The sequence below is a fragment of the Ectothiorhodospira variabilis genome, from assembly GCF_022227625.1.
GTDB lineage: Bacteria > Pseudomonadota > Gammaproteobacteria > Ectothiorhodospirales > Ectothiorhodospiraceae > Ectothiorhodospira > Ectothiorhodospira haloalkaliphila.
In genome coordinates this window covers 1-25,960 of record NZ_JAJNAO010000021.1, presented here as the reverse complement: position 1 = coordinate 25,960, position 25,960 = coordinate 1, and the positions used below count along the sequence as shown (strand labels likewise).

General features: G+C 63.2%; 16 protein-coding genes. 5 read left to right on the top strand and 11 right to left on the bottom strand.

Annotated elements, in window-relative coordinates; translation table 11 throughout:
- Nucleotides 1–41 precede the first annotated feature (41 nt).
- The gene (locus tag LPW30_RS14505) at nt 42–812 is read right to left on the bottom strand and encodes a ceramidase (RefSeq protein ID WP_239681201.1); all 771 of its coding nucleotides are present in this window, start codon (nt 810–812) and stop codon (nt 42–44) included.
- 193 nt (nt 813–1,005) lie between these two features.
- Between LPW30_RS14505 and LPW30_RS14500 the strand changes: the two genes are divergently transcribed.
- Both LPW30_RS14500 and LPW30_RS16065 read left to right on the top strand, forming a co-directional pair.
- Nucleotides 1,006–5,652: an acyl-CoA dehydratase activase-related protein gene (locus LPW30_RS14500; protein WP_239681200.1), complete on the top strand. Its 4,647-nt coding sequence runs from the start codon at nt 1,006–1,008 to the stop codon at nt 5,650–5,652.
- A 414-nt stretch (nt 5,653–6,066) separates the two neighbouring features.
- On the top strand, nt 6,067–6,201 hold the full coding sequence (locus tag LPW30_RS16065; protein WP_274520788.1) for a hypothetical protein: 135 nt from the start codon (nt 6,067–6,069) through the stop codon (nt 6,199–6,201).
- A 232-nt stretch (nt 6,202–6,433) separates the two neighbouring features.
- Here LPW30_RS16065 and LPW30_RS14495 read toward each other — a convergent pair whose 3' ends face one another.
- The 3 genes from LPW30_RS14495 to LPW30_RS14485 all read right to left on the bottom strand — a co-directional run bounded on the left by LPW30_RS14495 (nt 6,434) and on the right by LPW30_RS14485 (nt 12,839).
- Complete coding sequence (locus LPW30_RS14495) at nt 6,434–8,530, bottom strand: hypothetical protein (RefSeq protein ID WP_025281007.1); 2,097 nt, start codon at nt 8,528–8,530, stop codon at nt 6,434–6,436.
- Nucleotides 8,527–10,947 carry a hypothetical protein gene (locus LPW30_RS14490; protein ID WP_025281008.1) on the bottom strand — a complete coding sequence of 807 codons (2,421 nt, stop codon included), beginning with the start codon at nt 10,945–10,947 and terminating at the stop codon, nt 8,527–8,529. Before LPW30_RS14490 ends, LPW30_RS14495 begins: the two co-directional genes overlap by 4 nt.
- Before the next feature lie 467 nt (nt 10,948–11,414).
- Nucleotides 11,415–12,839: a dihydrolipoyl dehydrogenase family protein gene (locus LPW30_RS14485; protein WP_239681199.1), complete on the bottom strand. Its 1,425-nt coding sequence runs from the start codon at nt 12,837–12,839 to the stop codon at nt 11,415–11,417.
- A 238-nt stretch (nt 12,840–13,077) separates the two neighbouring features.
- Here LPW30_RS14485 and LPW30_RS14480 point away from each other — a divergent pair, with 238 nt between their 5' ends.
- Nucleotides 13,078–13,434: a hypothetical protein gene (locus LPW30_RS14480; RefSeq protein ID WP_025281010.1), complete on the top strand. Its 357-nt coding sequence runs from the start codon at nt 13,078–13,080 to the stop codon at nt 13,432–13,434.
- 82 nt (nt 13,435–13,516) lie between these two features.
- On the opposite strand, the gene pgl is transcribed toward LPW30_RS14480, so the two are convergent.
- From pgl to LPW30_RS14450, 6 genes are all read right to left on the bottom strand, one after another.
- Nucleotides 13,517–14,254, bottom strand: coding sequence for a 6-phosphogluconolactonase (gene pgl / locus LPW30_RS14475; RefSeq protein ID WP_239681198.1), 738 nt, complete (start codon nt 14,252–14,254; stop codon nt 13,517–13,519).
- A 16-nt stretch (nt 14,255–14,270) separates the two neighbouring features.
- Nucleotides 14,271–15,791 carry a glucose-6-phosphate dehydrogenase gene (zwf, locus tag LPW30_RS14470; RefSeq protein WP_025281012.1) on the bottom strand — a complete coding sequence of 507 codons (1,521 nt, stop codon included), beginning with the start codon at nt 15,789–15,791 and terminating at the stop codon, nt 14,271–14,273.
- Nucleotides 15,792–15,826: 35 nt separating this feature from the next.
- Entirely contained in the window at nt 15,827–16,804 is a 978-nt protein-coding gene (gene gnd / locus LPW30_RS14465) for a phosphogluconate dehydrogenase (NAD(+)-dependent, decarboxylating) (protein WP_239681197.1), read from the bottom strand.
- Nucleotides 16,789–17,955, bottom strand: a complete 1,167-nt coding sequence (gene tal / locus LPW30_RS14460) for a transaldolase (RefSeq protein WP_239681196.1) — start codon at nt 17,953–17,955, stop codon at nt 16,789–16,791. Before tal ends, gnd begins: the two co-directional genes overlap by 16 nt.
- The gene (locus LPW30_RS14455; protein ID WP_239681195.1) at nt 17,952–19,316 is read right to left on the bottom strand and encodes an NAD(P)/FAD-dependent oxidoreductase; all 1,365 of its coding nucleotides are present in this window, start codon (nt 19,314–19,316) and stop codon (nt 17,952–17,954) included. Before LPW30_RS14455 ends, tal begins: the two co-directional genes overlap by 4 nt.
- Nucleotides 19,317–19,390: 74 nt before the next feature.
- Entirely contained in the window at nt 19,391–19,837 is a 447-nt protein-coding gene (locus LPW30_RS14450) for a DoxX family protein (protein WP_025281016.1), read from the bottom strand.
- Between the two features lie 190 nt (nt 19,838–20,027).
- Between LPW30_RS14450 and LPW30_RS14445 the strand changes: the two genes are divergently transcribed.
- Nucleotides 20,028–22,733: an MGH1-like glycoside hydrolase domain-containing protein gene (locus LPW30_RS14445; protein ID WP_239681194.1), complete on the top strand. Its 2,706-nt coding sequence runs from the start codon at nt 20,028–20,030 to the stop codon at nt 22,731–22,733.
- Between the two features lie 80 nt (nt 22,734–22,813).
- On the opposite strand, the gene LPW30_RS14440 is transcribed toward LPW30_RS14445, so the two are convergent.
- Nucleotides 22,814–24,028, bottom strand: a complete 1,215-nt coding sequence (locus LPW30_RS14440; RefSeq protein ID WP_025282629.1) for a DcaP family trimeric outer membrane transporter — start codon at nt 24,026–24,028, stop codon at nt 22,814–22,816.
- Nucleotides 24,029–24,287: 259 nt separating this feature from the next.
- On the opposite strand from LPW30_RS14440, the gene LPW30_RS14435 reads away from it, so the two are divergent.
- Nucleotides 24,288–25,931 carry an FMN-binding glutamate synthase family protein gene (locus LPW30_RS14435; RefSeq protein ID WP_025282628.1) on the top strand — a complete coding sequence of 548 codons (1,644 nt, stop codon included), beginning with the start codon at nt 24,288–24,290 and terminating at the stop codon, nt 25,929–25,931.
- Nucleotides 25,932–25,960: the final 29 nt, after the last annotated feature.

Genomic DNA, 25,960 nt, shown 5'->3' with positions numbered 1-25,960 from the left:
GGAGAGCATGGTACAGGTGCTGACCCGGTCAGGGCGATTGATCAAGCCCGCGGGCGCCATTGGCGGCGGCGCAGCATGCGCAGGATCCAGTAGACGCTCAGGGCGGCTAGCAGGTGCTTGAGGGTGTGGCCGCTCAGGAGGCCGCCCGTGAGGTCGTGGATGGGATGGTCGAGTCGATCGGCCCCCAGCGCCAGTAGGTACCAGACCACCGCCACCGGTAAATCCTTGTCGCGTGTGTAAATACTGGGATGAAGCAGCACCATCAGCGGACCCAATACCAGGGGCAGGGCCTGGGTGAGCATGTACAGGCGCAGATCGCCGGTTCCCTGAAGTTCGCTCCAGTACCAATGAATGGCGCCGAGGGTGCCGACCAGCAGCAAGGCCGGCAGGACGACAGTACCCCGACAGGCACCGACCCGGTCCGACAGGATCGCCGCCAGGATGGCCATGAAAGCCAGGCTCATGGCCAGGCGGTCCCAGAACAGCCGCCCATGATCCGGGGCCCAGTGGTAATAAGCCGATCCGATCCCTACGAGTATCACAGCGCCGAAAAACGTCAGATAGGGCCAGTACTGGTGCGCCTCGCGAAACCGGTGAGGGTGGCGGGTCACCCAGATCACTCCCAGCAGGCCGACCCACACAAAGGCCAGATTGGAGACCACGTCGGCGACATTGGGGATCCCCAGCCACGCCCCGTCGGCCGCGAAGTCATGGTAACTCTCGGGCTGAGGCAAGGGCGGCAGTGCGAGAACACCCAGCAGGACCAGGAGCGTCACCGCCAACAACAGACCGGTTTGCCAGTGCATCCTCATGGGGGTAGCTTAATCCATCCCACCCGGCTTTGGCCTGGGACTGGCGATCGTGCGCGAACTGGTAGATGACCCCCGGCACCGCCTGGGCAATCTGGCGCAGACGCTCCTCGCTGTCCATGATTTGCTGGATCAAGATTGTGGTTTCACACCAGTGAGCGTTCACACCGCTCTCAAGATGCACCACACTCGGAGCATGTCGCGAAAAGATTCGACCAGGCTCTACATCGACGCCGGCGTCAGCCAGGTCAGGGCGGTGTTGGACGTCCAGGGGTCACCAGCGCGTGAATGGCAGCTGGAGGCCGGTCACCATCTGCCCAGGCAGGTACGCGAGAGTGGACTGCAGGAAGCGAGTCAACGGGCTGCAGTGCGCCTCACGGGAAAACTCGCCGAGCCGGTGCGTCAGTTGCTGGGGCACGGTTCCTCGGTCCTGCCCGCCGCCGCCCTGTGGGCCGCCCTGCGGGTGCGCCAGCAGCGTGACTACCCCGGGCAGAGGCTGGGTCTCCTGGAAATCTCCGCTTCCGGCTATCTGGCCCTGCGTCTGGACCTCGATGGTGGCGCCGGGGACGCCGGGCTGGTGACGCACCCACGCTGTGGTGCCGGCTCGGGCACCAACCTCAGCCGTGTTCTGCAAAAACTGGATGTCCCCGCACAAGACGTGGATACGGTGCTTGCCGAGTATCTGGGCGAGACGGGTCGGGAACGGCGCCTGGCCCTGCCGGTGCGAGCCGATCGTTGTGGCGTGTTCGGGGCGTCGGCCACCATCTCCGACAAGAACCAGGGTATCCCGGTGGCCCATGCCCTGGCGGTCACACTGAAATCCGAGGTCAACAAGGCCTGTCGACGCCTGCCCCTGCCCGTGGACCGGGTGCTGCTGAGCGGCGGTCTGTTCCGCTGGGCCTTTGCCCGGGATTGCGCCCGGGATGCCCTTTGCGACGCCGGTGTGCGCCATATCACCCACCTCGCTGACGCCAACCTGGCTCTGGAAGGTCTGCGGGCCCTGGATGCATCGGAACCGGACCCGGTGATCCCGTCAGCACCGCCCGATCCCGTGAGGCTGGTCTTCGACCATCCGGCCTTTCACACCCTGGAAGCAGAACTCCAGGAACGACAACAGTTGCATCGCCAGCCGGTACCGGCCCTGGATCCACAAGGCTGGCCCCCGGGTCATCCGGTGAACATCGGCCTGGACGTGGGCTCCACCATGGCCAAGATGGTGGTCAGGGCCGCCGACGATGGCCGCCTGCTGCACGCCGCGTCGCAGAGCAATGCCGGCGAGACCATCGCCACATTGAAGGCCCTGTTCACCGCCCTGTGCGAGGCCGGTCACCGTGAACTCAACGTGGGGCGCATCGGCATCACCGGCAGTGCCCGCTACCAGGTACGCGAAGCACTCACCCGGCTCTACCCGGCGCTGGATGGACGGGTGTCGGTGATGGTGGAAAATTATGCCCACGCACGGGGCTCCCTGGAGGCGGCTCGCGAGCACGTGCGCCACCTGGCCGAGGCCGGGCATGACGTGGACACCCGTTGGTGCATCCTGGTGGACATCGGCGGGGAGGACACGAAGATCTCCACCCTGCTGCTGGAAGGTGGCGACCTGTTCGACAATGCCATGAACATCAAGTGCTCCGCCGGCACCGGCAGCCTGATGGACACGCTGGCCAGCCTGTTCGGTCTGTCTTCCGCCTCCGAGGCTTATGCACAGGCCCTATCGGCCCCGGGCGCCCACCACCTGGATGCCACCTGTTCGGTGTTCCTCCTGGAGCACGCCCGTACCCTGCAGGCGCGTGGCGTGGGTAATGACGTGATCCTGGCCTCCGCCTGCTGGGCGGTGGTGGAGAACATGGCCCGCACGCTATGGAACCAGATCCACCTGCCGCCGCGTTCCGTGGTGCTGCTGCACGGCCAGCCGATGCTGGGCCACCCCCTGCCCACGGCGGTGATCAGTCGCCTGCAGCGTCTGATCGGGGAGAAGGTTCACGGCCTGATCCCGCCCTTGCCCGGCCACCGGGCCTGTCTGGGCTTGTTGCCGGCAGCGGGCGAGACCGCCGAGGCCGTCACCCTTGACCTGGACACCTTCATCCAGCGGGAGTACGACAAGCACATCATCACCTGCAAGGGGGCCGTGTGCGGGGATCCCGATGCCCGCTGCCATCGCACCCTTCTCAAGACCCTGGATCCGCAACAGGGCATGCTGCGCCTCACCCTTGGCGGCTGCAGCGCCATCAACGAGGCCACGGGACGCAAGAAGGACCGGGACACAGCCCGGGTGGCCGACCCCTACCAGTCGCTCTGGCGGCAAAGCCATGAGCGGCTGCCGCAAAGCCAGGCGCCGGATCGCCTGATCATTCCCCGCGCGTTCGCCGTGTCCGAGTGGGCGGGGTTTTTCGCCGAACTGTTCATTCAACTGGGCGTGCCGGTACACGTGGACACGCCGCGGACCGAGGATGTACTGGCCGGGCAGTCGCGATTCCGGGTCGATACCTGCGCCCCGCATCTGGGGGTGGTGGGCCAGCTGATCCGGCTGGCCGCCGAGCCCCACGGATACATCCTGGCGCCGCAGATCGAGTTCCTGCCCCTCAATGGGGCTGGCCTTGGGCGCAGTTGCACCATCAACCAGGGGGGACTGGCCACTGCACGGGCCATGGCTCAGGAGGCGCAGCCCGGGGCACGGATCCAGCTGTTCCACCTGAACCTGCGCCATCCCGATCCTGCCGCGCTGGCGGCGCAGTTGCTGCCGCAGCTGCGAACCGTATTCACGCACTATCGCCTCGAGGTGGATCTGGCACGCCTTGAAACGGCCATCGCGCAGGCACTGGCCGGTCAGCGGGCCTGGCGCCAGACACTTCAGGATAGCCTGGCCGACCAGCTGGAAGAGGCCGTGGGGCAGGGGCAGGAGGTTGCGCTGGTCCTGGGCCGGGAATACATCCTCACCCCGGGGCTTTACGACAGTCATGCCGGCCGCCTGCTGCGTGACCGCGGACTGGTCCCCGTGCCCGCGCATGCCCTGGATGTGACGGTGGATGACGATCTGACCCACCTCTACTGGCGCAATCCCCAGGTCATGGCCACCCTGGTGAGGGCTGTCAGTCGGGGCCAGCTGCATGCCCGGCTGCGTCATCGGCGATTGCGGCGCTTGTTCCAGCAACTGGAGGCCCCGGGCCGCCAGCCGCTGGCCCTGGTCTTCGTCTCCACCTTCCTCTGCGGGCCCGATAGCGTCAGCCTGCCGCTGATGTCGGAATTTGCGCGGCAAAGGCCCTTTCTGCTGATTCAGTCGGATGCGGCCATCCAGGAACTCGCCCACCTGGAAAACCGGGTCAACACCCATGCCCAGCAGGTGCGGCAGTACCTGTCCCAGAGTGTATGGCAGGCTCCGGAAGAAGGCTTCGAGGTGCGTACCCTGCAACGGCTCACGGACCTGTCCGACGGTATCGATCCGACCCGCGACGTGCTGGCACTGCCGACCCTGGCCGACAATCGTTTCGTGACTTCAGTGCTGCAGAGCACCCCGCTGACCTGCCTGGACAACTACGACGACACCTACGATCTGGAGGCCACCATCCGCCATGGCCGCGCCGCGGCGGGCGAGTCGGTGTGTGCCCCGCTGGCCGCCGTCTATGGAGACACACTCGCCCTGGTGGAACGGTTCCGCCGTTTGCGCGAGGATCCGGAATCCCCGCTTTACGGCAAGCGCCGCCTGCTGGTGTTCAACAACAAGGGGATGGGCCCCTGTCGCCAGGGTCAGTATGTGGAAACCCACAAGCTCCTGTTCCACCGGGATACGGGCCCGCTGCGCGACCAGGTCGGCGAGGACGAGGCGGAAGATCTGCTGAGGTTTCTGGTGGGGCTGGAAGATCAGAGGTTTGACGTGGGCCTGGGCAGGACGGTGTTGCTGCGTTGCATGCAGGGCGCGGTGCTGCAGGGGGTCTGTCACCAGCTGCTCTTCGAGGCGGCGGCTTGCTGCCCCGACACCGACGCCCTGGCGCGTTTGCGAGGGGAATATCGGGCGTTGACGGCGACCCTCTTCCAGATCCAGCGTGAGTGCAAGGCGCCGGAGGGGGCGTTGACCTGGTGGCCGGCATGGCGCCGTCACCGGCATGCGCTGCAGCAGCCACTGCGGACTTTTGCTCGGCGCTGGGTCGCTCATTCGCCGCCTGCGGCATCATTGCTGAAGATCCACGTGGAAGGCGAGACGTACATGCGGGTGGCCCAGGTGGAGGCCCTGTTTGATTGCCTGCTCAGGCTGCTTGGCCCAGGCCGTTTCCACCTGACCTACACGCCCGTGTGGTCCTATCTGGACTACAAGAATGCGAGTCGGCGTTGGCGCAGTCTGGAGACGGTCCGCGAGAGCCATGTACGCTTGTCCCGGGCCACTGATCCGGGCACACGGTCATCGCTGCGGCGCCTGCGCAACGCCCGTGCCGGCCGTTTCCTCGGGGCCCTGGGGGTGGAATGGGGGTTCCGCCACTGGCTGGCTCGCCCCCTGTACCGGGCGGCAGGATTACCGCTGCCGGAGAGCATGGCGCAGGCACTGGATCGGTCACGTCGATTGATCCCAACCGGCCGGCCCGGTGGAGAGTTATCCCCCTATGTGGGTGAGGCCCTGGGTAAACTGGAGGCTGGTTACGACATCGTTTTCAATGTGGCCCCGGAGGGCTGCATGGTGTCCAGCATGGGAGATGCCATGAGCGGTCGTCTCATGGAGGAAGCCGGCGGTCAGGGCCGCATCCAGCCCCTGTTTTCTGCCCAAGGTAACCTGGACGAAGACCAGGTCTCCCGGATCCTGCTCCAGAAACTGGGCCCGGAACGTTTCTACGGTGGTGCCTCTCCCCCAGGGTGATTGAGGCTCACCGACCGCGTGCTGAACGATCGTCGCCATGGTAGCCGCATCCGCTGGCTGACACCCGGGCGGGCCATCGGGCGATTGCTGCTGGCACCGTTTCGTCAACGAAACATCATTGCCCCCCATTCAGGTGCCGGGCCAGGATGCCCATGCCCAGAAGCAGGCTGGAGACGGATGTGAGGGTTGGAAACACGGGCGATGTCGGTGACAGGATCAGTCCTGCATCCTAACGCTTTGAGCCAATTGGTCCACCCCTGGCCCGAACCCTAGGGCATTCGCGGCATGAGCGTGTTCTGCTTCGCCAGGCGCAGGATTTCATCTCGCCGTGATGGCCTGCTTCGGTGTGGGGTTGGCCAATGGTGCCTTCGGCACCCTCGCGCCCGTGTATGCCAGCAGCATCGGTCTGCCCCCGTGGCTGAACCGCAACCGGCCTTCGTGGGCCTGGAGGCCATTCAGGGCCTCACCCAGGAGACCCTGCATCTGGATCCCCGCGTGAATGAGTTTGATGAGGACGAGAGGGTGAACTCGACCCCGGACCGCCGATGATCCTCCTGAGACAGAAAGGTGGGGCCGGAAGGCAGGTCGACGAGGATCACCCGACGAACCCGGCGCTGATCGACTCCAGATAGCCGATCACATCCTCGGTCCGCCCTTCCTGCACCAGTTGCAGCAGGGTCTTGTGACGGAACGCAGGAACGGGCTCGTTCCTGACCAGGAAGATGGCCCGCTGTGGGTCCGTTATGCCGGGATTTCCTCTCGAAGCGGCGGCTGATATCCCCTATTGCCCCTGCCGCGCGTCTCTGCGCGCCTCAGCCACGGTCAGCGCCAGCCCATGCTCGCGGATCCATGACTCGACGGCTTCCGGTTGCCGGGCATAGGCCCGCAGCAGGCGTTTTTCGGTGGATCGGCTGAACTGGCAGCGCTCGGGGAGACTTTCCCACACCACGCTGCTGAACGCCGTCAGGGTCTGCATGCTGATCTCGTCGGGACCGATCAGTTCGGCCCGCTGTCCAGCGTAGGCGGCATCCTTGAGCCGTTTTTCGGCGGCCCGACGCCAGTCGTCGATGGCCAGGGATGTCCCCGCGTCTCCCACGTTTCTCAGAAGTTCCTCCACATCGGCATCGGTCATGCGCCGGTCGTTGGCCAGGGGAAAGTAGTAGGCGGCCTCCATCAGCCGATCCCGCGTGCGCTGATCGATGTAGATGGGATCGGCATCGGCCCTGGGGAGCAGCACATAGGGCCTGTCGATACCCCGCTGCCCCCCTCCCGGTTGGTGGATATAGGCGGAAAGCCCCGCCTGGCGGAACAGGTAGTCATCCCGGTCCAGGCTGGCATTGGGATGCGCCTCGCCGAATCGGCGCATGGCCTCGGTCTGGGCCTGGGTGCCGGAGATATCTGCCATCACATCGTGTCGATCGACCAGCTCCCGCATCATCTGATCCACCTGACCGGGCAGCGCCAGGGCCTCGGCATAGAACTGTGACATCTCGCTGATACCGGGCGGCAGGCGGCCGGCGGCGCGCCTGGAGAGATCACTCATGACGTTGAAGGCGTTGAGCATGCGAGCCTGTGCCTCGGTGTAGCGACCGGAAGCCGCCATCCGGTCAGCCTCGGCCCGCAGCCTCTTGTAGTCCTGATAGGCATCGTAGGCATAGGCGCCCCACTTACCCGCCTTCAGGGCGGTGCTCACGCCGGAAAGTGCGGTGTTGATCACCTGTTCATTCTCGATGATCTGCTCAAACCGCCGGGCATCCTCCGGGCTCAGCCCCTGCGCAGCCATGTCCCGCCATTGCCGGGCTGCCGCACCGGTGCTTTTCTGGTACTTCTTGAAGTACTTTTCCACCAGGTCGGTCGTGTCGATGAGGGCCTGGCCCATCTGTCGCGGATCCCCGGAGGTGGCATCGGAGAAGATGCCCGGCAGCTTGTGGGCATCCTGCGCGGCCCCCAGCCCGGTGAGCAGGGTTTCAATCCTGGCGCCTTCCTGCTCGGCCCGGTTCAGTCGTGACTGCAGGACAATGATCTGGCCTTGATCCCCGTTCGAAGCCTTCTGCAAGTCTTCGAGTTCTTTGCTCAGTTCCTGCTGGGCGGTCTTGTTGACGGCCCGCGCCAGTTCGGCGATCGCCGTGTGGGTATGCTTGTGGGTGATCAGCTCCTTGCCCAGTTCCTGCACGAGGCTGACTTCCAGTTCCTTCTCCACCCGCTGCTCGATCCGGGAGAGTCTGCGTTGCAGATCCTGACGGTCGTACTCGGCCTCGCGCTGCAGTTCCCGGGTTACGGACGACGGCGGCGGCAGTACCGGCACACCCTGGCTGGCCAGGTAGTCATAGCCGTACTGGAAGTCGCGGATGCTGTCGGGGCTTGTGCGCAGGGAGTGGTGTTCGCGGCACTCGTCCAATTTTTGTCCATAATCGATCCCTGCCTGGGGCAGCTCGGAAAGCGCCCCCAGCAGGTCCTCGAGGATGTCTTCACCGGCGTAGCCATCCCTCCCGGAACAGAAGCGCCATATACGGGGGTCGGAGGGAAGCGGATTTCTCCAGCAGCCAAACCCTCGGGTCATGCACGGCCCGCCCGGTCGGCCGCAGATGTACATGTCATCCCAGCCGGGCAGGGCTGCGGGGTGGTAAGAGGTGCTGGTGGTGCTTGACCCATACCTGGCGCGGCTGCAAAGGCAATGGTAAAAGTCATCCGAAACCGGGATGCCGATGCGTTCAAACACCTGTTTCTGGCGCTCGTAATCCATGCCGATGATCCTTTTCAGCGCCGGGTGGTCCTCCTTGTCCATGAACCGCTGATCGGCAGTGACAGGCAGGGCCATGCCCAGGGACAGCATCAGCAGCACGGGAAGCATGAATGAGAGGCGGGCCCGTGTGTTCATGGCAAGTCACTCCCGGGCCCGGACATCAGGGCCTTCAAATAGGCTTCAGGGTCGAAGTCATCCGGATCACGCAATTCCCAGTAATCGGCGGCAGACATGCCCATGGGGGTGACCCAGCCCGCCTCGATCTCACGCAGGACCATGCGCGCCGGTGCCATGCGGTCCCAGGAGGTGGTCTGGCCGCCTTCGGACATGGAGCGCACCGTCATGTGCCAGCGCGTGGAATCGGAAATGGAAAACCCCGTGCCGCGGAGGCTGAGCCCGCCCGGCAGGCTGACCTGCATGGAGTGCTCTCCCAGTTCGATATCCACCGTGCCGTCCCAATGGGCGCCCATCCAGGCCGCATCAATCTCGCGAAACCAGGAGGATCTTCCCTTCTTCAACTCCAGGACGTACTTCCCGGTCAATCGATTATGCCGATGCCTGACCAGGCTCACGCCCGGGGCATCGGCACCGGCGCCGGTGACCGGATCGTTGGCAAACAGGACCTGGAAGCCGTCCGTCCTGTCCGGATCGAACCTCAGCCGCACCCGGTAGGCCGTGCGATCCAGACGCCCATCCAGGTTGATCACCCGCTCGCTGGAAACGATGCCCGCACGACTGTTGCGGTAGCTCGCCGGCACGTCCACTTCCAGTCCGGCTTCGGTGTATCGGGCATAATCGTCAAACTCCATGCCGCTGCGGGCGTGATTGTCCCAGAGGGCATCTTCCTGGCCCGAAAAGAGGGCGGTCATGGGCAACTCCGACACACCCGGCTGGGGCACGCCGGCGTACATGCGGGGCCCCGGCGAGCGCTTGAGGGTGATCCGGTCGAGCGCCAGCGCCACCGGTGCGTCGTTTTCCTCGGCCCGGGAATACACGTACAGATACAGACCCTGGCCGGAGGCCAGCGCATCCCAGGGCGTCAGGGTATCGGGAAATCCGGGGGCCAGCAGGCGAACGCCCTCGGGGGTCAGCCTGAAGGTGAGGCTTTCGGGCATCGCCTCCGGTTCCGACTCCAGCAATGACGCGTTCCGGCGGGTCTGGACGTGGGCCTTGTATCCCTCCTGGCCGTCACGTCTCCAGTGCATGAGATAGAAGGGGTCTGAGGGTTCGCGGCGTTCGTTCCCCAACTCGGTGGTCAGGGCCACCACCAGCCCGGTGGTCTGTTCGGGGCGGAGGTGGAAGGTGAGGTCCTGGGTTGCCATACCCTGAAACCGGTCCAGCCAGAGCAGCGGATGCACCGAGCGGATGCCGGCCATCACCCGTCCCTGGTCCGCCGGGGCATCCACTCGCAAACCGCCCTCATGCATCGACAGGTATTGCAGATAGGCATGCCGTGTGGCGGCAAAGGTTTCCCAGTGTCGCCCCAGGATTTCGCCGCTGAACAGCACGGTCTTCGTCGGCGCCTCGACCAACGCATGGGGATCATGTGTCAGCAGCAGGTCCCTCTCCGCGATGGCCACGGAGCGCAGTGACAGTCGGCCCGGCGTATTGCTCTCGCGGGCAGAAGCCATGACCACCACATGCCATGGCTCAAGCGCCAGCAGATCCGGCGCCATGACCTCCAGCAAAAGACGTTCTTCATCGTCCAGGACCAGAACCTCACCCCCGGGTCGCAGGGCCAGCGTGACACGATCGGGTATCGGCCCATCCAGTTCGACCTCGGCCAGGCGGTGGTTCTGCCCCCCACCGGGCCTGGAGGTGAGACTCAGTTTGACAGGCTCCTCATCCGGTGTGGCCAGTGCGAGACGAAAGGCGTGTGCCCGGCCTTCGTTCTCGTCCAGTTGGTCCGGGGCAAGCAGCGACAGTACAGGATTGCTGGTGCCCTGTGGATCCACCGCCAGGGTGATACGCGCCTCGTGGGTGTCATGGGCGTACGGGGGATGGAAAAGGGGTTCGACGGACCGCATCCCGACAGCAATCCTCCTGGCATCCTGGGTGTCGATCTTCAGGGTCGCATCGGAAAAGGCCCCGTACTCATCAAGGAACTCCGGTCGGGGATTCAGGTTCGCGTTATAACCGAACGCTTCCCAGTACTCATCCATGTAACCAGAGAAGACCTTGGTGACCCGCTCCGGCGGCGTCTTGCCCAGATCGGCCATCAGACGGGCCAGAGTCTGCAGATCATCCCGGTGCCCCTCAAGCCCATCCTCGGTTCGGGCGCGCTCGGCCAGGGCGGCCACCTGCTTCCCATCCAGCCCGAGGATATCCAGGCCCTGGCCCTGCAGTTTCAGGAGCATGGGCATGTAGCGCTCCGGCAACGCCCCCCAGGCCCGCAGGGCACGCACCGTCAGGTCGCCCTCCGCCTGCAAGCGCATCAGGGCTTCCGACGTCTCCGGGGGCTCGGCCCGAACGGGCTGGGGCGCAAGGGCGGACCAGAACAGTATGAGGATCAAGCCGGCGGTCAGCAGGGGGCTGACGGGAAGCGCGCCCATGAAGGACCACGCCTTCCTGTGACCATACCAAGCCGGAACCGGTGTCATTGCAGACATGGCAGTGTCTCGCGCAGGTTCGTTTTGCTGGATGCATCCAGGATCCGCCCGCTTTCGCACTTGGGCAAGTCGACTCCTTGTCGACCAATAGACCCATGGGATATTGGCAGACACGATCCAAACAGCCTTGTGTGTCAAATTTTCGAGAAGCTCCGCTGCAAGATCCCTTCGTCCGCCGGATACCTGTCAAGTCCCAAGGGAGGCCCGTCCTGAGCAGCGGCGGCAGCGCATGCCACTGAAATCGGTCCGCAAGAGGGTGGCGAGACGGATTTTCCGTTGGGCGAGGCCTCATGGCAGGGCGGTACGAGCTTTCCGATGCATAATGGGAGCTGGTCAAGGAAATCGTATCGAAACCACAGCGCCCTTAGCGGGCCGGCTCTCCTTCAGGGCCTTCAGGTTTTGAGGCTGTTTCAAGGGAGTATCCGCTGGATCCAACGGACGAGGCTTCGCGTGCGCGGCGAGAAGAGCTTAGGAGCGTAAAGCGTATTGACCGCTCGTCGATGGACCTGCGCGCGGGTGGGGTAGGCGTGAATCGTGGCCGAGATCTGCCCGACCTTGAGGCGGGTTTGCATGGCCAGTACCAGTTCATGGATCAACTCACCGGCCTGTGCCCCCAGTAGGGTGGCGCCCACCAGCCGTTCCTTGTGGATGACCAGTTTGGCCGAGCCGGCCGTTTCACCATCACACACCGCCCGGTCCACGTCACGGAAGGAAAACCGGGCAACCTGGACGCCCATGCCCCTGGATCGGGCCTCGGCCTCGGTCAGTCCCACTCGCGCCAGTTCGGGCGCCGTGTAGGTGACCCAGGGCACCACTCGGTAGTCGGCGCGCTTGGGAAGGCGGAAGACGGCATTGGCGATGATGATGCCGGCCTGGTACTCGGCGACATGAGTAAAGGGATACGGCCCGCAGCAGTCACCGCACGCAAAGATGTGGCGCTGGCTGGTCCGCATGCGTCGATCGACGCGGATCAGCCCGTTCTTCACCTTCACCCCGGCCGCTTCCAGGCCCAGATCGTCGATCTGGGCGCGTCGGCCAGCAGCGACAAGTACTGCGTCGGCTGTCACCTGGAAGCCACCCTCGGCATTTTGCCCCTGCAAGCAAATCTCGCCGTCTTCGGAGGCAACGGATTCCACCGTGCTGCCCGTGGCCACGGACAGGCCTTCATTGCTGAGTTGACGCTCAAGCGCTCGTGTCATTTCCGGGTCTTCCCGTGGCAGAAGCGAGGAGGGACGCTGCAGCACCGTGACCCGGCTACCCAGCCGAGAGAAGGCCTGAGCCAGTTCCACACCCACGGGCCCCCCTCCCAGAACCGCTAGCCGCTCGGGTAGCTGGCGCTGGTCAAAGATGGTCTCGTTGGTCCAGTAATCGATTCCATCCAGGCCGGGAATGGGGGGCACCGCCGGTCGTGAGCCCGTGGCGATGACCAGGCGCCGCCCCCGAATCTGCTCGCCGTTGATCTGGACAGTGTGCGGGTCGACAAATCGGGCGGCCCCGAAGCGCACGGACACCCCATAGTTGCGAAACCGTTCCGGGTCGTCGTGCTCGCCCAGGGTGTTGATGGATGCTCGCACCCGATCCATCACGCGGCCCAGATCGACCTCCGACGCCACTGGGTCCAGACCGTATCGATCGGCGTGCCGTATCTGATGGGCCACCGCCGCCGAGCGGATCAGGGTCTTGCTCGGCACACAGCCGTAGTGGAGGCAGTCACCGCCAAGCCTCTCGCGACGTTCGATGAGCACGACGTCAAGGCCCAACTGCCCGGCAACGCTGGCAATGATGAGTCCGCCCACGCCGCCGCCGATGAGGATCAGGTCGTGTGAATGTTTCATATTGGTTCACGCTCCTCAGGGAAGCCCTGTTGCGAAGCCTGCCGAGTTGGGTGGTCTTAACCCATCAACTGAACGGACGTCTCAGTCATGATCAGGGGCGTGCCTAAGTATTAGCACTGTAGGTATTCATCCGAATGTTGGTCAGGGGTGACGCGGCCTATTCTGAAATCAAGCTCAAGGCACACGGCAACACCGCCTTGGGATGAGATCCGAAACCGCGATTGGAAGGAGAATGACCATGAAAATCCTGACCTTGAAAAACAGTCTCATTGCCGGCACCGCCACGATGATCATCGCCACCACGGGCCAGGCCATTGGCTCGGAGTGGGATCACCTGTTGCAGACCTATGTGCCGGCGGGCGCGGCATACCAGACCACCCTGACCACACCGCCCAGCGACGCGAAAGCCACCAAGGGCAATACGGTAGTGGGTTCAGTCTATGACCCCCACCTGCAGGCCTTTGTGGGCAAGGTCGAGGGCCAGCCGGTGGGTTCGCTCCGTTCACCCGCACCCTCCAGCCCTGCCGAGCCGGCCAACATTACGGGTAGTCACTACGATCCCCAGCTTCAGGCCTTCGTTCCCACGGTCGAGTGATGGTCGCCAAACCCCTGGAGGCGCCAGTGGGCGCTTTCAGGGGCGATTGGAGGTCCCTTCAAGATCTCGATCCGTTGAGAATTCATGATGGGATGACGGCCGTCCGATCGAGATACCAACGAGGCTGCGCCTGAGGTGTCAGACGCTGTATCGGTAGGGGCGTGGACAGGTTCTCCCCCCTCTGGATACGTGCCATCACCTCGCGTTTATCCGAACCTGCCACCAGGAACCAGAGATTCCGGGCATGATTGAAGACTGGATAGGTGAGGGTGATCCGCCATTCTTCCCCCTCCGGGGGGTGCACCGCGACGACGGGGCGGCGATCTTCACGCAGGGCATCCGAGTGCGGGAATAATGAGGCGATGTGACCGTCCGATCCCAAACCCATCAGGGCCAGATCAAAGATCGGCCAACACCCGTCAGCAGTCCTTGGCAATGATTGCAGGTGGGCCGCGTATGCTGCTGCGGCGTTTTCGGGATCGTTACCGGCGTTGAACATGATGTGTACCTGGGATGACGGGATCGGTACTCGAGAGAGCCAGGCCTTGCGGGCCATGCCCGCGTTGCTGCGGGGATGATCGGGGGGCACGCAGCGTTCGTCGCCGAAATAAATATGCCAGCGGGACCAGTCGGTCTCTTTGATACGGTCTGCCAGTTGTTCATACAAGCGCTGAGGCGTGCGACCACCGGAGAGGGCAATGTGGAAACGCCCCCGTTCGGTGATCATGTCGTTGGCCAATCTCAGGCAATCGATGGCGGCGGTGTTTGCCAGGCTGTCAAGGTCGTCGAAGACCCTGTTATGGTCTATTCGTGCAAGCATTGGACTCACCATCGGCTCAGGGTTGATTGTTCCACTGTCGGCCATCCTGTTGCATGAGACGATCGGCCGCCTCGGGGCCCCACGTGCCAGCAGCGTAGTTGGGGAAATCTCCGGGCGAGCTGTCATCCCAGACCCGAAGGATCGGGTCAATGACCGCCCAGCCGCCCTCGATACTGTCGGCCCTCTGAAACAGGGTGGCATCGGCACGCAATGCATCGAACAGCAGGGTCTCATACCCGGTACTGGGCCCCAGACCAAAGCGATCCCGATAGCAGAATTCCAGATCAGCGTCGGCGATGCGTATCGAGGGTCCGGGCCGCTTGGCGCCAAAGCTCAGGACGATGGCCTCTCTGGGCTGGATCCGCAACAGCAGTCGGTTCGGGGCCAGATCCTCCACGCCGGTGCTGCGGAACATCATGGAAGGTACCGACTTGAACTGAATCACGATCTCTGTTTGCCGCATGGGCATGCGTTTTCCGGTCCGCAGATAAAATGGCACACCGGCCCAGCGCCAGTTGTCGATCTCCAGACGCAGGGCGGCGAAGGTTTCCGTGGGGGAATCCGGTGCGATGCCTTCTTCTTCGCGGTAGCCGTGCACGTCCCCTTCCTCGGAAATCTGCCCGGGACCATACTGACCCCGAACCGTCCTCTGGGCGACCTGATCGGCGGTGAAGAGCGGGATAGCCCTGAGCACGTCCCCCTTGGCATTGCGCACGGCTTCGGCATTGAAAGAGGCGGGTGGCTCCATGGCAATCAAGGAGAGCAGTTGCATCATGTGGTTGGGGACCATGTCCCTGAGTGCCCCAGCGCCGTCGTAATAACCGGCGCGATGGCCGATCCCCAGGTCCTCGGCCACGGTGATTTGCACGTGGTCCACGTAGCGGCGATTCCAGATGGGCTCGAAGATGGCGTTGGCAAAGCGAAACACCATCAGATTCTGCACAGTCTCCTTGCCCAGATAGTGATCGATCCGGTAGATCTGGGCCTCGTCCAGGGTTTCCAGCAGACGTCTGTTCAGTGCGATGGCCGAATCCAGGTCATGGCCAAAGGGTTTTTCGATGATCACGCGTTCCCGTGCCTGCGGATCCCGCCTCAGGATGTTGGCTTCACAAAGATGTGCCACAAGGGACGCAAAGCGACTGGGGGGCGTGGCCAGATAGTGCGCGTGGTTGCTATCGGTCCCCCAGCGTGCGTCCATCTCGCGCACCTGCTGGGCCAGGCACTTGAAGTCGTCGGGATCCTCCCAGTCCACGGAAACATAGCTCACTCGTTTCAGGAGCCAGCGCCAGCTGGTCTCATCGAGTCCGCCCTCAAGATGCGGGCGGACGGTTTCATCCAGGTGATCGCGAAAGCCTTGTTCGGTGAAGGCCTTGGATGACACGCCGATCACCCCGAACTCATCTGTTAGCAAGCCGTCCCGGGCCAGGTGATGGAGGGCGGGGAAAAGTTTGCGCTGGGCAAGATCGCCCGACGCGCCGTAGATCACCATCAGCCCGGAGGCGGGGGATCGAGATACTGAAGGGGTTGGGCTGTGCATGGAACGGACTCCTGCAAGGGCATGATTTCAACTCATCAGGGCTCGGCATGGCCACCGAACTGATGACGCATGGCCGACAGGATCCTGTCGGAGAAACTCGATTCCTGGCGTGAACGAAAACGCGCGTACAGCGCCGCAGTGAGCACTTGGGCCGGCACAGCCTGTTCCACAGCGGTCTGGACGGTCCAGCGTCCCTCGCCCGAGTCCTGGACGTGGCCGGTGAAGCCACGCAGATCCGGATCGGCCTGCAGGGCGGCCGCCGTCAGGTCCAGAAGCCATGATTCCACCACGCTGCCGCGGCGCCACAGCTCGGCAATCGCGGCCACGTCGAATTCATACCGATAGGGCTCGGGTGCCTCGGGCGTCCCCGCACTCTCAAGGATGTTGAAGCCCTCGGCATAGGCCTGCATGAGGCCATACTCGATGCCGTTATGAATCATCTTGGCGTAGTGCCCGGCCCCCGGTGGACCGCAGTGCAGATAACCCTTCTCCGCTGGCTCCACCGAGCCCTTGCGCCCTGGCGTGCGAGAACTGTGGTCGGTGCCGGGGGCCAGGGTTTCCAGCGCGGGCTCCAATTGCTGGAAGGCCGCCTCGGCGCCCCCCACCATGAGACAGTAGCCACGCTCCAGGCCCCAGACTCCGCCACTGGTCCCTGCATCCAGCAGAAAAATGCCCTTCTCGGCCAGCGCCTGTGAGCGGCGAACAGTGTCCTTGAAATAACTGTTGCCACCGTCCACGAGCACGTCCTTCGGGCTCAGATACGGGGTCAGTGTCTCGATGACCGTGTCAGTGACGGCGCCGGCCGGGACCATCAGCCAGATGCTGCGAGGGGGACGCAAGGTTGCCGCAAGTTCGTCCAGGGATTCCGTCGGGTGCACCCCGGGTTGTTCCTGTGCCAGGGCATTGGCGACCTGCGGATCCCGGTTATAGACCACACACTCATGGCCATTGCGTGCCAGGCGTCGCGCCATGTTGGCGCCCATGCGCCCGAGTCCGATCATGCCAATTTGCATGGGTGTTCTCCTGTGGTGGGATGGGTATTTGCCTCAATCTTGCCTGCAACGGTTTCAAGTAACTGGGCGTAGGCCGATTTGAAGCCGTCGATCCCCTCTTGGCGCAGCCGCGCCGTAATACTATTCAGAGGAATACCCAACAGGCTCAGTCTCGTTAAAGCGTGTTCGGCCTTGGCCACGCCCTCCGATAATGTCGAGTTGACCCGGCCATGATCGCGGAATGCCCAGAAGGTTTCCGGGGGCATGGTGTTGACTGTCTGTGATCCGATCAGGGATTCCACATAATGCACGTCCGACATCACCTTGCTTTTGGTGCCGGTGCTGGCCCACAACAGGCGCTGCGGTCGTGCGCCCATTTCCGCCAGTGCCCTCCAGCGGGGCGTGGCCAGGATGCCAAGGTAATCCCGGTAAGCCAGGCGGGCATTGGCCACGGCGACCTGGCCCACGAGTTCTTTGGCCTGGCGGGCATTTTCGCCGGAAAGCCTCGTATCGAGCCTTTGCTGCAAGGTCGCGTCCACCGCCGTGTCGATGCGGCTGATGAAGAAACTGGCGACCGAAGAAATCGTGTTCAGGGGCTTGCCCGATACGGCACGACGTTCCAGACCACGCTGATACGACTCTGCCGCCCGCCGATACAGAGCCCGGTCAAATAACAAGGTCACATTCACGTTGATGCCATCGGCGATCAGGTCTTCGACAGCCTCGAGGCCCTCGCGGGTCCCGGGGATCTTGATCATGACATTGGGGCGTTCCAGTGCCTTCCAGAGTCGGTGCGCCTCCTGGTAGGTCTCCCGGGCTGACTCCGCTAATGTGGGGGACACTTCCAGGCTCACATAACCATCCGCCCCCGAGGTCCTCGCATGCACGGGTGCCAGCAGATCGGCGGCCTCGCGAATATCCTTCAAAGCCAGTGACTCGTACACGCTGAGCGGATCAAGTTCACCCTGTTCCACTTTGCTCTCAATAGCCCGCTCATAACCATCGCCGGCGGCGAAGGCCTTCTGAAAGATGGCCGGATTGGAGGTGATACCGCATAACCCGTCTTCCCGGATAAGTCGTTCCAGGGTGCCGTCGGCGATCATGGTGCGGTCAATGGCGTCCAGCCACGGCGATTGCCCGGCAGTTTGTAGTTGATGCAATGCGTGTGTCATGACGAGCCTCCTGGGCCGGCTGATTTTGCCGTTGGCGTGTGTCTTGAGGATGGAGGATGCGCAGTCTCTCGAGTCGATATTGCGATGGATGGCATATCGCCGGTGATGAGGCGGACGCCGCGGCCGAAGGTGAGATAGGACCAGAACCAGTTGGCTGCCACCATCAGGCGATTGCGAAAGCCGATCAGGAAATAGATATGAGCCAGACCCCACAGCCACCAGCCTGGATAGCCCGAGACCTTCAAGCGGCCGAAATGGCCCAGTGCCGAGTGGCGACCGATGGTGGCCAGTTGGCCCGGATTACGAAAACGGAAGGGGCCGGGAGCAGGACGGTCCCTGAGGCGCGAGGCAATGTGACGCGCCGCATAACGCCCCATTTGCTTGGCGGCGGGCGCCACGCCCGGGGTATGGGATCCGTCCGGGTTGCGGTGGCTGGCGACGTCGCCCAATACGTAGATATTCGGGTCCTGGGGCAGACGCAGTGTTTCGTCGACCGGTATTCGTCCCGCCGGGTCGGTTTCCACCTTGAGCCATCGTCCGGCAGGGGAGGCGCGAACCCCGGCGCTCCAGATGACCGTGTGTGTCGGGAGCACGCGTGACCCGATCCTGACGCAGTTTGCATCCATCCCGTCCACCCGGGCATTCAGGATCAGTTCCACGCCCAACCGACCGAGGGTCTTGGCGGCCTTTCGCGACAAGGAGGGTGGAAAGGGGCGAAGCAGGCGTTCGTTGGCATCCACCAGGACGACTCGGGCGTTCTCAGGCTGAATATTCCGAAAATCCCTTGCCAGAGTGAACCGGGCCAGTTCGGCCACGGCCCCGGCCATTTCTACGCCAGCAGGGCCGCCTCCCACGACCACAAAGGTCATCAGGGCCTCCCGTGTGGCGATGTCCTCTTCCATTTCCGCCTGCTCGAAGGCCAGCAGGATGCGTCGGCGCAGTTCGATGGCATCTTCGATGCGTTTGAGACCGGGTGCCCACTGCTGCCAGTGGTCCTTGCCGAAATAGTTGTGCGTGGCCCCGGTGGCCACGATGAGGTCGTCGTAGGGCACGTGGCGCCCACCTGCGGTGTAAACCCGACGTGTCCGTCGATCGACATCCTCGACGGTGTCAAGCAATACGCGGACGTTGGGAAACCGGCCGACAATGCCACGAATGGGCGCGGCGATGTCAGCCGGGGACAGGGCCGCGGTGGCCACCTGATAGAGCAGGGGTTGAAAAAGATGGTAGTTGTGACGATCGATGATGACGATATCCACCGGTGCCCGGGCGAGCTTCAGTGCTGCGCTCAGTCCGGCGAATCCGGCACCCAGGATCACCACGCGATGGCGGTGGTTGGCACTGTTCGAGATCAGGGTCATGACTCATGCTCCCCGGTCAGTGACCGGGGCCTGGCGAATCAGGCTTCGCCCAAGCCCCGATCAGTCGTGGTGACTCAGGATTGGTTGCCGCGCAGGATGAAGCTCAGTGCCAGCAACAAGAGCACCACCTGGAACTCCATGCCGCCCATGGGGTGACTGTCGCTGGCGACGAAACTCCACTGCCCCCAATGGACCATGGCGATGGCGCCAACCAACACCGGCGCGGCGGCCAGCCCCGCCAGTCGCGTGACGATGTCACCAAGGCGGTTACGCACGGTGGCACCGACAATGATGCCCACGCCCGCCAGCACCTCCGCCATAGCGACCAGGAAGGCGACCGTCACCGGCAGGTTCATCATGGCGGCAAAGCCGCCAATGCCCATGACGAACTTCTCCACCCCGTGAAACAAAAAGACACTGGCAAACCCGGCGCGCAGGAGCCAGTGGCTGTGGCGCGCAAGGAGGGCATTGACGTTTTGAGAGGTGGCTTCATAGTGATTTGTGTCGATACGGGTGTTCATGTCTGAATCCTCCGGATTGTCTGGATGCAGGCGCTTTCGCGCCCTACGGTGTAAAGGCTAGGCCTGCTGTATTGCCGCCGGTATCCGGTGTTCTACCTACGTATTCCCCCGCATGCGCGGGAGAGGGGGAGGGGGCTATGCTGTGCCCAGCAACCTGGCCCCCGTTTCGCTCCTGTGGAGGACGTTCACTGTGAATCCATCGAACAAACCGGCCGCATCGACTCAAAGCCATGGCCTGTGTGATCACCGCACAGACTCAGAGGCATCCGCCGAATGGCGTCTCTGGGGACCCTATCTGTCGGAACGGGCCTGGGGAACCGTGCGGGAGGATTACAGTGCGGACGGCGAAGCCTGGGATTACTTCGGCCATGACGATGCCATCATGCGGGCCTTTCGCTGGGGCGAGGACGGCATCGGCGGGCTGTGCGATGAACAACAACGTCTGATCTTCGCGCCGGCCCTATGGAACGGTCGGGATCCGATCCTGAAAGAACGCCTGTTCGGGTTCAGCGGACCGGAGGGCAGCCATGGTGAAGACGTCAAGGAATACTACTTCCACCTGGATGCCGGACCTGGCCATCGCTGGCTCGCCTACCGTTACAAGTATCCTCATGCCGCGTTTCCCTACGACTGGCTCAAGGCGGAGAACGCGCGCCGCGATCGTCGTGACACACCGGTCGATCTACTGGAGAGTGGCGCATTTGATCAGGATCGTTACTGGGATCTGGAGATCACCTACGCCAAGGCCGGTCCCAGGCAGATCCTCATCTGCCTTGAGGTGCACAACCGGGGGCCGGTGCGGGAGACCTTGTATCTGTTGCCGCGCCTGTGGTTTCGTAACACCTGGAGTTGGGGTGACGGTATCCAACGACCCCGGCTGCGCGCTGTTGAGCCCTTGGAGGGGGCCGCCTGGGCGGTTCGCGCCGAGCACGCCACGTTGGGCACTTACCTGCTTCGGGGACAGGAGGCAGCCGACAGCCTGTTCACCGAAAATGAGACCAATTTCGAGCGACTTTGGGGCGAGCCCAATCCTCAGCCCTTCGTGAAGGATGCGTTTCATCGTTATCTCATCGCGGGCGAGGCAAAAGCCGTGAATCCTGAACGGGTCGGCACCTCTTTCATGGCCTGTCACCGGCTGACCATCGAGGCGGGTGAGAGTGTGTGCGTCCACATGGTGCTCAGCGAGGTCTCTGTGGAGGCGCCTTTTGCTGATTGGGAGTCTGTGCGCCGTCACCGTCGCCAGGAGACGGACAGGTTTTTCGACGGTCTGCTGCCCAACGCCGATCAGCAGGATCGACGCATCCTGCGCCAGGCATTGTCGGGGCTGCTCTGGAACAAGCAGTTCTATTCCCTTGACGTGGCCCGATGGCTCGATGGCGACCAGCATCCCCCGCCGCCGGAGCGCGGGAAGGTCCGCAATGCCCATTGGCGCCACCTCAAGGTGCAGGCGGTCATTTCCATGCCGGACAAGTGGGAGTACCCCTGGTTTGCGGCCTGGGACCTGGCCTTTCACAGCGCCAGCCTGGCGCTGGTGGACGTGGGTGTGGCCAAGCAGCAGCTGGAGCTGTTGCTGGGGGAGCAATTATTGCACCCCCATGGACTGATCCCTGCCTACGAGTGGGATTTCGGTGATGCCAATCCACCGGTCCACGCCATGGCCGCCCTGAAGGTTTTTCGGGCTGAGCGGGTGCAGTCCGGGTGCCAGGATCACCGTTTTCTCAAGCGCGTGCTCCACAAGTTGTTGCTGCACTTTGCCTGGTGGATGAACCGCAAGGATCCCGACGGACATCACCTGTACGAGGGCGGTTTTCTCGGGCTGGACAACATCTCCGTGTTCAATCGGTCCGAGCCATTGCCGCCGGGGCATGTGCTCAAGCAGGCCGATGCCACTGGCTGGATGGCCATGTTCGCCCTCAACCTCACCCTGATGGCCCTGGAACTGACGACGGAGGATTCCAATTACGAGGACATTGCCATCCAGTGCTATACGCAGTTCTTGAACATTGCCGCGGCCTTGTCCGGTGGTCGCGATGGAGCACCCTCGCTCTGGGACGAGGCTGACGGGTTTTACAAGGACCTGGTGTTGGCACCCGATGGCCAGTCGGCGCATGTGGACGTTTACTCCTGGGTAGGCATTGTGCCGCTGTTTGCCTGTGAAGTGGTGGATCAGCGTCTGCTGCGGTCGGCGCCCCGCTTCGCCCGGTTGCTGGCCGAGCACGGTGGCGGGGGTTTCGATGGTCATGTGGTGTGTGCCTGTCCGGAACACGAAAACGAACGGGGTGAACATCTGCTGGCCCTGGCCTCGCCCGAACAGGTGACACGTATCCTGCAGCGGGTCTTGGACGAGGGACAGTTGCTGTCCCGGTTTGGCGTGCGCAGCCTCTCCCGCGAACACGCCACGCATCAGGATCTGGGTAACCTGCCGGGTATTGGACACGCGCACATCGCCTATCAACCAGGCGAGGCCGACAGCGGCATGTTCGGCGGCAACTCCAACTGGCGTGGACCTATCTGGTTACCACTGAATTATCTGTTGGTGCAGACCCTGGAGAAATACCACCGCTATGCCGGTGCAAGCCTGACCCTGCCGGCCCCTTGTCTGGATGGTGAGCCCGTCACCCTGCGCCAGGCAGGGGAAGTCATCGCCCAGCGCCTGGTGAATCTCTTCCGGCGGGATGCTCGGGGCCTGATCCCGGCATTCCCCCCGGATTCGCCGTTGCAGAATGACCCCCACTGGCAGGACATGATGCTGTTTCACGAATACTTTCACGCCGAGACCGGCCGGGGGCTGGGGGCTCAGCACCAGACCGGATGGACGGCGCTGGTGGCCAATCTTCTTCTGCGACGGTATCGGGAGGAAGTACCCGACTATTGGCAGGGATCCTCCGGGCGATGAGTGATCCGATCGCCCGCCCATGGCGTGGACAAACGGGCCATGTGGCGATCGGATCACCGCAATCGTGGGCATGCATGGGTTCAGAAGCTCACCCGCACGGACCCCTGCACCCGGTTGATGTCACCACTTCCTTGACCGTTGATGCGCCCCTCGATGGAGCGCTCGGCCCAGATGTATTCCAGTCCGACCATCACGTTGTCCATCACGTCGTGAAGCAGGTTCAGGTGCACGGATTGAACCTCCTGGTTGACCCCCGCGTAGGCGTCTCCGGGGTTGTCGGCCGCAGCATAGCTGACGACCGCATTGCTGCGCGTGTTCTGGTTCCACCAGTGGCGATAGGCCACGTAGCCTCCATAGGCCTCCAGGGTATCAAGCGTACCGTCCGCCTCGATGAAGGCATCGGGGAACACGTTCAGCCCCAGGTAGCGACCAATGGCATTGCCGTAATTGAGCTGAAACCTGAGATCATCGCTGGCGCCGATCTTGACCAGGCCTGTCAGACTCAAGGCCGCTCCCCACACGTCGTCATCGATGTCCGGGTCGATGTCGTCGGAGGTGCTGCGTTCGGCCCGCAGGTTGCGCACGATGCCTGCCACTGAGCCATGTCCCCAATCACGATGCACGTTGTACCGGGCGACGATGTCCGGCCAGCGATCATCCCGGCCACTGCGCACGTTGGTGCCACTGTCTTCCACGGTCAGCGTGGTGAAGGGCTGCTCCAGGGATAGCATCAGGTTGTCGGATTCGCCCATGGGGCGTGTGTAGCGGATCTGGATATTCCGGTTGAACAGAGTGCCCACCGGGCCCACGAAGTCCAGCGTCTCGGGCTTGGTGGTGACGTTGTAGAAGGTGCCCCAGGTCTGGCCCGCGGTCCAGGGGCCGAGGCTGACGAAGGCATGGCGCAGTCGTGGCGCCTGATTACCCACCAGCCGATTGCGGTTCAGTTCGCGACTGTCCATGAAATCCAGTTCGATATGGGTGATCAGATCGTCCCCGTCGGTGGGTGTGCGGGTTCGCAGGTAGAACCGGGACTCACGCACGCTATAGCGAGTCACGTTTCGGGTGTCTTCCTGCCCGTCCAGGGGGATCAGCGCGGGGACCAGAAAGGTTTCACTGGCATCGTCGGCGGCGTCGTTGGTGCGATCCGTGAACATGGCATCCATCTTCACGTAGCCGCCAAAGTCGATTTCGGTCTGGGACCAGGCCACGGTGGACCCGCCTGCCAGCAGGCCGGCGGCGATGCAGGCCATGAGCCGGGTGGGGCGGGTGGTGCAAGGCTTGTTTGGGTGCTTCATGGTTTTCACTCCCGGAGTCAGCGGTCTTAGGAATGCCGGAGCCGGGGAGAAAGGTGCCGAACCCCAGGCTCAACAAGAGCCTAGGGCTCCATTGTGGGGTCGGTAATAGGTTGTTTTACGTAGGGGTTTTTGCCTAGCGGTTGGCGTTGGCGCGGCCTTGGTTAAGTATTCCTACGCATGGGTAGGCGGCGGGTGGTGGCCTACTCTGTCGCTGTAGGTCGTTTCCATGATCGACCTGGACAGGACCTGGAGATTTGCCATGCCCATCGTTGTATTGATCCTGACCGGCATTGTGGCGCTGGCTATTGCGTCCTCATTTTGGTTTTGGCCGCCTGCCATCCTGGCGACCGCAGCGGTGTTCGTGCTGGCCTTGATGGCCCTACGCGACCGTTTTCAAACCCGGCACTCCCTGCGCCGCAATTTCCCCTTGTTTGCCAGAGGCCGTTGGATGATGGAGGCGATACGGCCTTTCGTGCGGCAGTATTTCATCGAGTCGGACATTGATGGTGCCCCCATCAACCGGATGTTTCGCAGCATTGTCTATCAGCGGGCCAAGGAGGAGATGGACAGTGTGCCCTTTGGCACACGGGTCGATGTCTATCGCAGCGGCTACGAGTGGATCGGCCATTCCCTGGCGGCCATTCCCGTGGGTAAGGTCGAACCGCTGCGTGTCAAGGTGGGAGGGCCCGACTGTCGTCAGCCCTACAGGGCCAGCATCCTGAATATTTCCGCCATGAGCTATGGTGCCTTGAGTCCGAATGCCGTTCTGGCGCTCAATCGCGGGGCTTGCAAGGGCGGCTTTGCCCATAATACGGGGGAGGGGGGTATCAGCCCCTATCACATGCGGGAGGGGGGCGATCTGATCTGGCAGATCGGTACCGGCTACTTCGGTTGCCGGGATCACGCGGGTCGATTCTGTCCCGATACATTCAGGGCGAATGCAGCCAGGGAATCGGTCAGGATGATCGAGATCAAGCTCTCCCAGGGGGCCAAGCCCGGCCATGGGGGTATCCTTCCCGCCGCCAAGAATACCCCGGAGATTGCTGCTATCCGCGATGTTCCAGTGGGCGTGGAGGTGGAGTCTCCACCCACCCATAGCGCCTTCGATTCCCCCCTGGGTCTGATGGCCTTCATTGCACGCCTGCGGGAACTCTCCGGGGGCAAGCCCGTGGGTTTCAAACTGTGCATCGGCCGGCGCAGCGAATTTGTCGCCCTGTGCAAGGCCATGTTGGAATCGGGTACCACTCCGGATTTCATCACGGTGGATGGCGGGGAGGGCGGTACGGGCGCGGCGCCCCTGGAATACACCAACTCGGTGGGTATGCCACTGCGCGATGCCCTGGCGTTCGTTGATGACTGCCTGACCGGTTTTGGACTCAGATCCTCGGTCACCGTGATTGCCTCGGGAAAGATTCTGACGGGATTCCACCTGGTCAAGAATCTGGCGCTGGGCGCCGATCTGTGCAACAGCGCCCGGGGCATGATGCTGGCCTTGGGGTGCGTGCAATCACTGGTATGCAACAGCAACCACTGCCCAACGGGTGTTGCCACGCAAAATCCCCGATTGCAACGAGGTCTGGTGGTGAGTGACAAGGGGGATAGGGTCGCCTCCTACCATGCCAGGACCCTGCGGGCGACCGCTGAACTGATCGCCTCTGCCGGCCTTTGTCACACCCTGGAGTTGAACCGGACGCACATACACCGGCGGATTGATCAGCATGCCATCAGGCGCTATGACGAGATCTTCCCGTACATGCCCTATGGCGCACTGCTCCAACAGCCCTTGCCGCCGGAGTTTGCCCTCTATATGGAGGAGGCGGACGTGGACCACTTCCTGCCCCGGCAATGTCTCACCCGCACCCGCACTGGCACCGGCACCGAAGGGGTGGTGGAGCGGATTTAACGTGAAAGAACCGAGGTTCAGCTACAGGA

Excerpts from the sequence above, each read along its gene's own strand:
- gnd (WP_239681197.1), bottom strand. The coding sequence starts at position 16,804 with ATGCAAATTGGCATGATCGGACTCGGGCGCATGGGCGCCAACATGGCG.
- LPW30_RS14495 (WP_025281007.1), bottom strand. The coding sequence starts at position 8,530 with ATGAACACACGGGCCCGCCTCTCATTCATGCTTCCCGTGCTGCTGATG.
- LPW30_RS14485 (WP_239681199.1), bottom strand. The coding sequence starts at position 12,839 with ATGAAACATTCACACGACCTGATCCTCATCGGCGGCGGCGTGGGCGGA.
- LPW30_RS14450 (WP_025281016.1), bottom strand. The coding sequence starts at position 19,837 with ATGAACACCCGTATCGACACAAATCACTATGAAGCCACCTCTCAAAAC.
- zwf (WP_025281012.1), bottom strand. The coding sequence starts at position 15,791 with ATGCACAGCCCAACCCCTTCAGTATCTCGATCCCCCGCCTCCGGGCTG.
- LPW30_RS14505 (WP_239681201.1), bottom strand. The coding sequence starts at position 812 with ATGAGGATGCACTGGCAAACCGGTCTGTTGTTGGCGGTGACGCTCCTG.
- LPW30_RS14440 (WP_025282629.1), bottom strand. The coding sequence starts at position 24,028 with ATGAAGCACCCAAACAAGCCTTGCACCACCCGCCCCACCCGGCTCATG.
- LPW30_RS14480 (WP_025281010.1), top strand. The coding sequence starts at position 13,078 with ATGAAAATCCTGACCTTGAAAAACAGTCTCATTGCCGGCACCGCCACG.
- LPW30_RS14500 (WP_239681200.1), top strand. The coding sequence starts at position 1,006 with ATGTCGCGAAAAGATTCGACCAGGCTCTACATCGACGCCGGCGTCAGC.
- pgl (WP_239681198.1), bottom strand. The coding sequence starts at position 14,254 with ATGCTTGCACGAATAGACCATAACAGGGTCTTCGACGACCTTGACAGC.
- LPW30_RS14435 (WP_025282628.1), top strand. The coding sequence starts at position 24,288 with ATGCCCATCGTTGTATTGATCCTGACCGGCATTGTGGCGCTGGCTATT.
- tal (WP_239681196.1), bottom strand. The coding sequence starts at position 17,955 with ATGACACACGCATTGCATCAACTACAAACTGCCGGGCAATCGCCGTGG.
- LPW30_RS14490 (WP_025281008.1), bottom strand. The coding sequence starts at position 10,947 with ATGGGCGCGCTTCCCGTCAGCCCCCTGCTGACCGCCGGCTTGATCCTC.
- LPW30_RS14455 (WP_239681195.1), bottom strand. The coding sequence starts at position 19,316 with ATGACCCTGATCTCGAACAGTGCCAACCACCGCCATCGCGTGGTGATC.